6 protein-coding genes are annotated in these 7,899 nt (G+C 46.8%); 4 read left to right on the forward strand and 2 right to left on the reverse strand.

Translation table 11 applies throughout. From position 1 onward, the window contains the following. Nucleotides 1-101 precede the first annotated feature (101 nt). Together VIM72_RS15185 and VIM72_RS15190 are read left to right on the forward strand one after the other, a co-directional pair. Nucleotides 102-1,562 carry a sulfatase gene (locus VIM72_RS15185; RefSeq protein WP_332003674.1) on the forward strand — a complete coding sequence of 487 codons (1,461 nt, stop codon included), beginning with the start codon at nt 102-104 and terminating at the stop codon, nt 1,560-1,562. A 340-nt stretch (nt 1,563-1,902) separates the two neighbouring features. Beyond that, on the forward strand, nt 1,903-2,505 hold the full coding sequence (locus VIM72_RS15190; RefSeq protein WP_332003675.1) for a response regulator transcription factor: 603 nt from the start codon (nt 1,903-1,905) through the stop codon (nt 2,503-2,505). Between the two features lie 11 nt (nt 2,506-2,516). On the opposite strand, the gene VIM72_RS15195 is transcribed toward VIM72_RS15190, so the two are convergent. Then, the gene (locus VIM72_RS15195) at nt 2,517-3,182 is read right to left on the reverse strand and encodes a siderophore-interacting protein (RefSeq protein WP_332003676.1); all 666 of its coding nucleotides are present in this window, start codon (nt 3,180-3,182) and stop codon (nt 2,517-2,519) included. A 180-nt stretch (nt 3,183-3,362) separates the two neighbouring features. After that, nucleotides 3,363-4,244 (reverse strand): helix-turn-helix transcriptional regulator, encoded by an 882-nt coding sequence (locus VIM72_RS15200; protein WP_332003677.1) that lies wholly within the window; start codon nt 4,242-4,244, stop codon nt 3,363-3,365. A gap of 459 nt (nt 4,245-4,703) precedes the next feature. Here VIM72_RS15200 and VIM72_RS15205 point away from each other — a divergent pair, with 459 nt between their 5' ends. Both VIM72_RS15205 and VIM72_RS15210 read left to right on the forward strand, forming a co-directional pair. Next, a complete protein-coding gene (locus tag VIM72_RS15205; protein WP_332003678.1) occupies nt 4,704-7,226 on the forward strand; it encodes a glycoside hydrolase family 95 protein in 2,523 nt (840 codons plus the stop codon). Between the two features lie 212 nt (nt 7,227-7,438). Next, a partial coding sequence (locus VIM72_RS15210; RefSeq protein ID WP_332003679.1) for a hypothetical protein occupies nt 7,439-7,899 on the forward strand: 461 nt, incomplete at its 3' end.

The raw sequence follows: 7,899 nt of genomic DNA on the forward strand, positions 1-7,899 counted from the left end.
TCATAATCCTGAGTCAGACAAAACCCGCATAAATTTTTCTGGGAAATCTCCGGAAGATGTATATTTTTATACTCACCATTTTTTATTGTTAAACATCCTGAATGAAAAACGCCTTTTTTTGCCTGAGTAAATTCCTGTTGGTGGCTGTATCTTTCAGTTTTACCGCGCCTTTGCCGGTGGCAAAAAAGCCGAATATCGTAATTATCTTCATGGATGATATGGGGTATGGTGATCTTGAATGTTTTGCCGGTACTCCCTGGCATACCCCCAATATTAACCGTATGGCCGCACAGGGCATGCGTTTTACCTATTTTTACGCCGCGCAGGCAGTTTGTTCTGCATCAAGAGCCGGGTTACTGACAGGCTGTTACCCGAACAGGGTCGGCATTCATGGAGCTTTGTCGCCAGCTTCACCTATAGCGCTGGACACCGCGGAACAAACTATTGCATCCGTTCTGAAAGCGCAGGGTTATCGTACCGGGATGGTGGGTAAATGGCACCTGGGAAGCAAGGAGCCCTGGCTGCCTTTGCAGCACGGTTTTGATGAATACCTGGGTCTTCCCTATTCGAACGATATGTGGCCGGTGCATTATGATGGGAAGCCTTATACGGACACCTCTGCCAATCCCCGTAGAAAGTATCCCCCTTTGCCGCTGATTGAAGGTAATAAACCACTGAGGTATATTAAAACGCTGGAAGATCAATCGCAGCTTACCACGCTCTACACTGAAAGGGCTTGCCGTTTTATAAAAAATAACAGGCAGCAGCCGTTTTTTCTTTACCTGGCGCATAGCATGCCACATGTGCCTATTGCAGTTTCAGATAAGCATAAAGGAAAAAGTAAGGATGGGCTTTTTGGAGATGTGGTGGAAGAAATAGACTGGTCTGTTGGCCAGGTATTAAAAACGTTGGATGAAAACGGGTTATCGGATAACACCCTGGTGATTTTTACCAGTGATAATGGTCCGTGGTTATCGTATGGTAACCATGCCGGAAATACGGGTGGCCTGCGCGAAGGTAAAGGTACATCCTGGGAAGGAGGAGTGAGGGTGCCATGTATTATGCGCTGGCCGGGAAAGATCCCTGCTGGTAGTGTTTGTAATAAAATGGCTTCTACTATAGATGTGTTGCCCACGGTTGCTAATTTATGCGGGGCCGCATTGCCTGTCCGCAAAATTGACGGCGTGGATTTAAAGTCATTATTATTTAATGAAGCAGATGCGAACCCAAGAGATGAGCTGGCCGTATATTACCAGGTAAATAGCCTGGAAGCTATCAGGAAGGGGCCGTGGAAGCTGGTGCTTCCGCATAAAGCAAGAACATATAAACTAAATCTCCCCGGGTATGATGGCTTTCCGGGAGCACAACCGGAAGTAGAGGTGCCAATGGCTTTATATGATATGAGGCGGGACCCGGGAGAAACCCTGGATGTGCAGAAACAGTTCCCGGAAGTAGTGAAAGCCCTGGAGGCAATAGCAGAAAAGTACCGGTCAGCACTTGGAGACGACCTCACGGGGGCAAAGGGAACTGAGCGGCGGGCCGCCGGAAAAGTGCAATTGTGATATATATTAAAGTATAATTTGTTTTAAATGAGAAGAGAGTCAACTTTTAAATAGTTGATTAGTAATTGATTATATTCCCGTTAATCCATTAAAAGACTGCCAGCAACCACGTTACATTTTCGTTTTATCGGTAATATAAAATGAATTGTATATTAATATTTATTGAAAAACCATATATATATCCGATTGACTGCTGCATGTAATTGTTTCAAATTTGTTACGGGTATGGGAACCGTGTGATTCTTTTCCATTACAATTTATCAACCATACCAGCCTCTGGGAACTAGCAGTTATTAATGGGAAATTTCATATGAATATACATAACCCAAAAGGAATATTTATGAAAAAAGTGCGGCCTATTAATCCTGGTAGTTTAGGAACAGCGCCTGTTTTAGAGGTTTCGGGATTGCACAGCGAATCATCAGAAACGTTACAACAATTAGCAAAAGATATCTGCAACCTGGTTTTTATGGATATAGAGATACCCGGACTGACCACAATAGAAGCCGCCAGCATAGTAAAAGCAGCTTACCCTGATATAAATGTGCTACTGCTTACCCTGAATGAAACGGAGCAGGGACTAAGGCCGGTACAGGCAGCCACCGATACGTTTAAAGTGGATCATATGCCGCCCGTTTCCCTGTCGGAATTTATTGCCCAGGTGTATGAAACTGCTTTGCAATCGAACCTGGTAGCGGTAAATAAAGTACTGGCCTTCTTCCGGAAGGAGAAGCAGGTTTATCAGGACCCCTACGGATTATCACCAAGGGAAAAAGAAATTTTACGTTGCCTGGTAAACGGCGACACCTATAAGCAGGTAGCCGACGGATGTCATATCAGTGTGGGAACAGTTCGCTCCCATATCATGAATATTTATCGTAAGCTCGATGTGAATTCCCGCTCCAATGCTATTGTAAAGGCAATGAAAGAACACCTGGTCTGATGCTGCAATGTTTAGCCCCAGAACCCCTGTGCCTTTACCTGTTTGCCTTGCTGACGTAACGATTTACGCACCTGTACCACCATCTGCTGATTACCTGCTACATAATAAGTTGTATTTGCCACCGGGAAATCATAATGGTATAGCCATTCATGCAGATCAGTGAAATAGTGACCGTTATTGGAAAGTGGTTGTACCGGCATTTGCAGTAGTTGCCGCGTGGCAGGATCTTCCAGTTGAAGGAAACAATGAAACTGTTGCCCGGCTGCTTTCCGCAGATACAAAGAGTGAAAATGCCCTGTGGCGCTTGCATCTCCTATGCAAACCAGGTGTTGTGCGGCAGACGGTTGATGAAGGCCGCCACCAGGCCCGGCGTAGTACACTTCATCACCAGGTTGCAGGCCCAGCGCCCAGGAACTGCCCATACCTTCGTGCCCGCAATCCACTACAAGTGTGGCGGTTTGTTTAGCAGTATCCCAGTTTGCTACCGTATAATCGCGGTAAGTGTATGGCGCTACCTCGCATTTAAGATGCTGGGTGCTGCGTTCAGGTAACGCCTGTGGCAGTTGCAGGTCTATCTCCAGTAAAAAATTTCCTATACGCGCCAGGTTTATGACACGCGCAGTTTTTCCTATGCGCGACATCAGGAAACTGGTCGCCCTGTCTTTAATCGAAATCATATAACTGTATTTGGATGATTATCTGATGGTGGTCACAGAAGGGTAAGTGGTTACAACACTTTTCTCAGGGTTCGACCGTTTATTCCATCATGGTTAACATCGTCAGGTAAAATTATAGATGCTTTCATAAACTAAATTGTTTCAGCAAAGCTAACGGACCCCTACTTTTCTACTATTATACTATTCCGGGTTATAATTATACTTTTCCCGGCTCGAAATCCGGAAAGCAACTGGTGTTTGTCCGGTATGCTGTTTAAAAAAACGGTTGAAATAGGTCACCTCATTGAACTGCAGGCACCAGGCTATTTCCTTGATGCCATGCGAAGAATGCAGTAACATGCGCTTGGCTTCCAGTATCCGTCTTGCGGCCAGCAAAGCAGAAGCAGTTTGGCCCGTTTCCTGTTTCACCACTTCGTTCAGATGATCTGTGGTGACATGCAGTGCCCGCGCATAATCGCCGGAGCTGCTCCAGCACAGCAAATGCTTTTCCATCAGTTCCCGGTAACGGGTTAGTAATTCCGGTTGGAGGGATGAACTTTTGGTATTTTCCGGAAGATAACGCATAAAGTATGTCAGCAATACTGCCAGGTAGTGTTGTAATACCTGCTCCTGAAGCGCTTTGCGGGTTTTAAATTCCTTGAGCAGCTGTGCGCATAGGTGCCATATCTCCTGGTAGGTGGCACTGTCGGGTATTACGGGGCATTCCATACATACAGGTAAGGCAGGGAAACCAGCGGGTAAAAAATCAGCCGTGAAAGAGATCAGGTACACATCCAATGCCTGATCAGCATCCGAAGATAAATGTACCTGCCATGGTGCCAGCAGGAACATACTCTCAGGAGGCATGTCTATCAGCCTGAAATCTACCATATGCTGACTTCCCGTTTTACCTGTTATCGCCAATGTGTAAAACTCATGCCGGTGGGCAGTGGTCAGATCTGCATTGGGGTGATGTGCCGGTTCCCCGGCTTTTTTATAATGAACATCTATCATCAACCCCGGAACAACAAGAAGTTCTTCCAGCCGGTATGATGCAATGATGGATTGTTTTTCTTTTTTCATAACAACATCCTCACTTTACTAACAGACGATTGGGCGAAACAATTATTGTATAATTTTTTTTCTTTTTGAAAGACAGGGGCTTTTTCATTTTAATCATCCGGCTTTTTGCTATATATCTTTTTTCATGCTGCCTGAAAAAGATACCTGAAATGGGTAAAATTGCATACATTTATTTGCAACCGATTGCATAGTTTCGGGTTATACTGGTACAAAATTCCTGCAGAAGTGTTAACTATATTAATTGATGTAGCCGGAAGTATAACGCTTGTCAAAACTGATAAATTCCATGATGAAAGAACGAATGCCGGCATATTGATATGCATTCCCCTTTCTCCGAACACGCAGCACTGGCCAACGGACGGGCAGGTATGTGTATAGCCGTTAACGGTGGCAATATAAAAGTGATGGCAGGCAAAGGAATGAAAACAGGCATAGCTCAACCTGAAAAATAATACATGGATGATAAAATATCTGTTAGCAGCCTCGCTGATGTTAGTCTTCGTAAGCACCAGTGCCGCATTACCGGCAGATTCCCTTCTGAAGCTCTGGTACCGGCAACCAGCCCGGCAGTGGGTGGAAGCCTTGCCCGTTGGCAACGGCCGTATCGGCGCCATGGTTTTCGGAGGTGTACAGCAGGAAGAACTGCAGCTTAATGAAGGCTACCTGTGGTCCGGCGTTCCCCGCGATGGTAATAACCCGGCGGCAAAAGACGCGCTGCCGCTTATCCGCCGCTTGCTGGCAGCCGGAAAATACATGGAAGCCGATCAGCTGGCCCGTAAGATGATGGGCACCTACAGCGCCAGGTATCTAACATTGGGGAGTCTTTTTATAAGCAGCGATATACCACAGGAAGCGGCGCAGTATAAACGTGAACTGGATCTGAACAACGGAATAGCCCATGTTAGTTATGTAGCTAACGGCATCGCCTATACGAGAGAAGTGTTTTGTAGTTACCCCGACCAGTTATTAGTGATACGATATGCAGCCAGTAAACCGGGACAACTTACATTCAGCACCCGCTTCGCCAACCCGATGCCACATACCAATGCGGTGGTGAGCCCGCATTATATAGTCATGAAAGGCAGATGCCCGGAGTACGTGGCGGCAAGAGCCTATGAGCCAAAGCAGGTTGTTTATGGCGATAAAGGCATTAATTACGAAGTACATCTTGATGCGCAGGTAAGCGGGGGACTGGTAAAAGCGGATACCGGTGGCATACATATCTCCGGCGCCAACGAAGTTGTGCTCCTGTTATCGGTAGGGACCGGCTATAAAGACGGATTGCCCAATGGCAAAGATCCTCACCTGGCTGCTGTGGCTCCTTTGCAACAGGCCAGAAGCTATGCCCGGTTACTGGATGACCACGTGAATGACTATACGCCGTTATTCAGCCGTGTGCAGCTTGATCTTGGAAAAGACACTTCCGCTTTACAGCCAACAGACGAACGATTGAAAGTATACACCCTTCATGGTGGAAACCGTGATCCGCAGCTTACTACACTGCTGTACCAATACGGCCGCTACCTGATGATAGCCGGTTCCCGTAAAGGAGGACCAGCCATGAACCTGCAGGGATTGTGGAATAAAGAGATGCAGCCGCCATGGGGCTCTAACTATACCATTAACATCAATACGGAGATGAACTATTGGCCATCGGAAACTGCTAACCTGTCGGAATGTGGCAGCCCGCTATTTGATTTTATATCGCAGCTGGCTAAACACGGGCGTATAACCGCTTCCGTTAACTATGGCGCAAGCGGCTGGACCGCCCATCATAATTCCGACATATGGGGTATGACCAACCCGGCCGGCGGGTTTGATTTTTCTGATCCCAGCGGTAATCCCAAATGGGCCATATGGCCTATGGGCGGCGCCTGGCTGAGCCGGCATTTATGGGAGCATTACCAGTTCACCGGCGATAAGAAAATGCTGCAGCAGGTATACCCCGATCTGAAAGGAGCTGCCGTTTTTATGCTCGACTGGCTGGTGAAAAATAGCGATGGTCAATGGGTTACAAGCCCTTCTACTACACCGGAAAATAATTTTATGGTGAATGGTAAACGGGAGGGATCTGTGAGCATTGCCACTACCATGGACCTTTCCATTATCCACGACCTGTTTAGTAACACGATCCGCGCAGCTGAGGTGCTGCAGCAGGATGCCGGCCTGGTATCGCGTATCAAACAAACCATGAAGGAAATGTATCCGTTCCACACCGGGCAGTACGGGCAATTACAGGAGTGGTATAAAGACTGGGACGATCCGAAAGATTCCCACCGCCACGTATCCCACCTGTATGGCTTGTTCCCCGGAAATTTCATTTCACCACGGAGAGATAGCATACTATCTGCAGCGGCTATACGTAGTTTGCTGTTACGGGGAGATGGAGGTACCGGCTGGTCTAAATCATGGAAAATAAACTGGTGGGCCCGCCTGGAAGACGGCAATCATGCCTACACCATGTTGAATAAACAATTGTTCCTGGCAGGTGGACAGACAGTGAGTGTAGCCGATAACAGCGGAGGATCCTATCCCAACCTGTTTGACGCACATCCTCCGTTCCAGATCGATGGCAACTTTGGTGTAACCTCCGGTATTACGGAAATGTTGCTGCAGAGCCATGATGGTGTTTTATACCTGCTGCCGGCATTACCGGATGCCTGGCCTTCAGGCAGTGTGAAGGGATTAAAGGCCAGAGGTGGTTTTGAAGTAGATATGGATTGGAAGAATGGACAGCTTACACATGCTGTTATCCGTTCCGCGTTAGGAGGGAACTGCCGTATTCGTACGCAGGTAACCGTTAGTGTTAATGGAAAACCCGCGAAAATAGCTGTCGGCAATAATACCAATCCGTTTTACCAGGTACAGCTGCCTGTGCGGACTGTGGTGAAAGATCCAACAAAATTACCGGTGTTGCAGTTGAAAAAAGTTTTTGAGTATGATTTTTCTACTGCACCCGGTAAAACTTATGATATCTTATGAATTGTTCCAAACATATGCCTATTGCGGTTTGCAGGTACGATATTCGTACATGGGATAACGTTACCTGTGAAAAGGTACAACAGACTAAAGCATAAAAGGTTATTGACAGATATTTATCTGCCGGAAGGCAAATATAAGAGAACAGTAAAGACAGAGAGGCCGGGAGTTGATGAGATTATTTGAGCTTACGCTACCACCAAAATATATCCACGATGAAAAAGTACAGCTGGTTTTTGATTGCCTGTTTGCTCCCGGAAAGTATTGCCACCTGGGCCGGAACTCCGGAGCAGTTCATTAAAGCGCTGAAAAGTAGTGCCCCGGTAGTGTATACCGCTGATGGCAGCATAGCGCCGGATTACATCAAAGTGATCCGTAACTGGAACAATGATCAATGTGAGATTCGTATAGTCAATACCGGTAGAGCGCCGTTGAAATTGAAAGAAGTAATGACGGGCATAGCCGGTGGAATATTACCACCCACTACTCCGTTTTATGCAGAAGGGTTCCAGATGCTTACGCAAACGGCAGGTACACTTGCTCATCCTGAAACGTTGGGTAACTACACAGATGCGGGGCATTATAAAATCTCCCAGCCGGAAGGATACCTGGCAGTATATAACCTGCTGCGCTTATACCCTGCAAACGGTGATCAGCTGTTACTTGGCTATACTTC

Origin of the sequence: Chitinophaga sp. (assembly GCF_036569185.1) — a bacterium.
Classification (GTDB): Bacteria; Bacteroidota; Bacteroidia; order Chitinophagales; family Chitinophagaceae; genus Chitinophaga.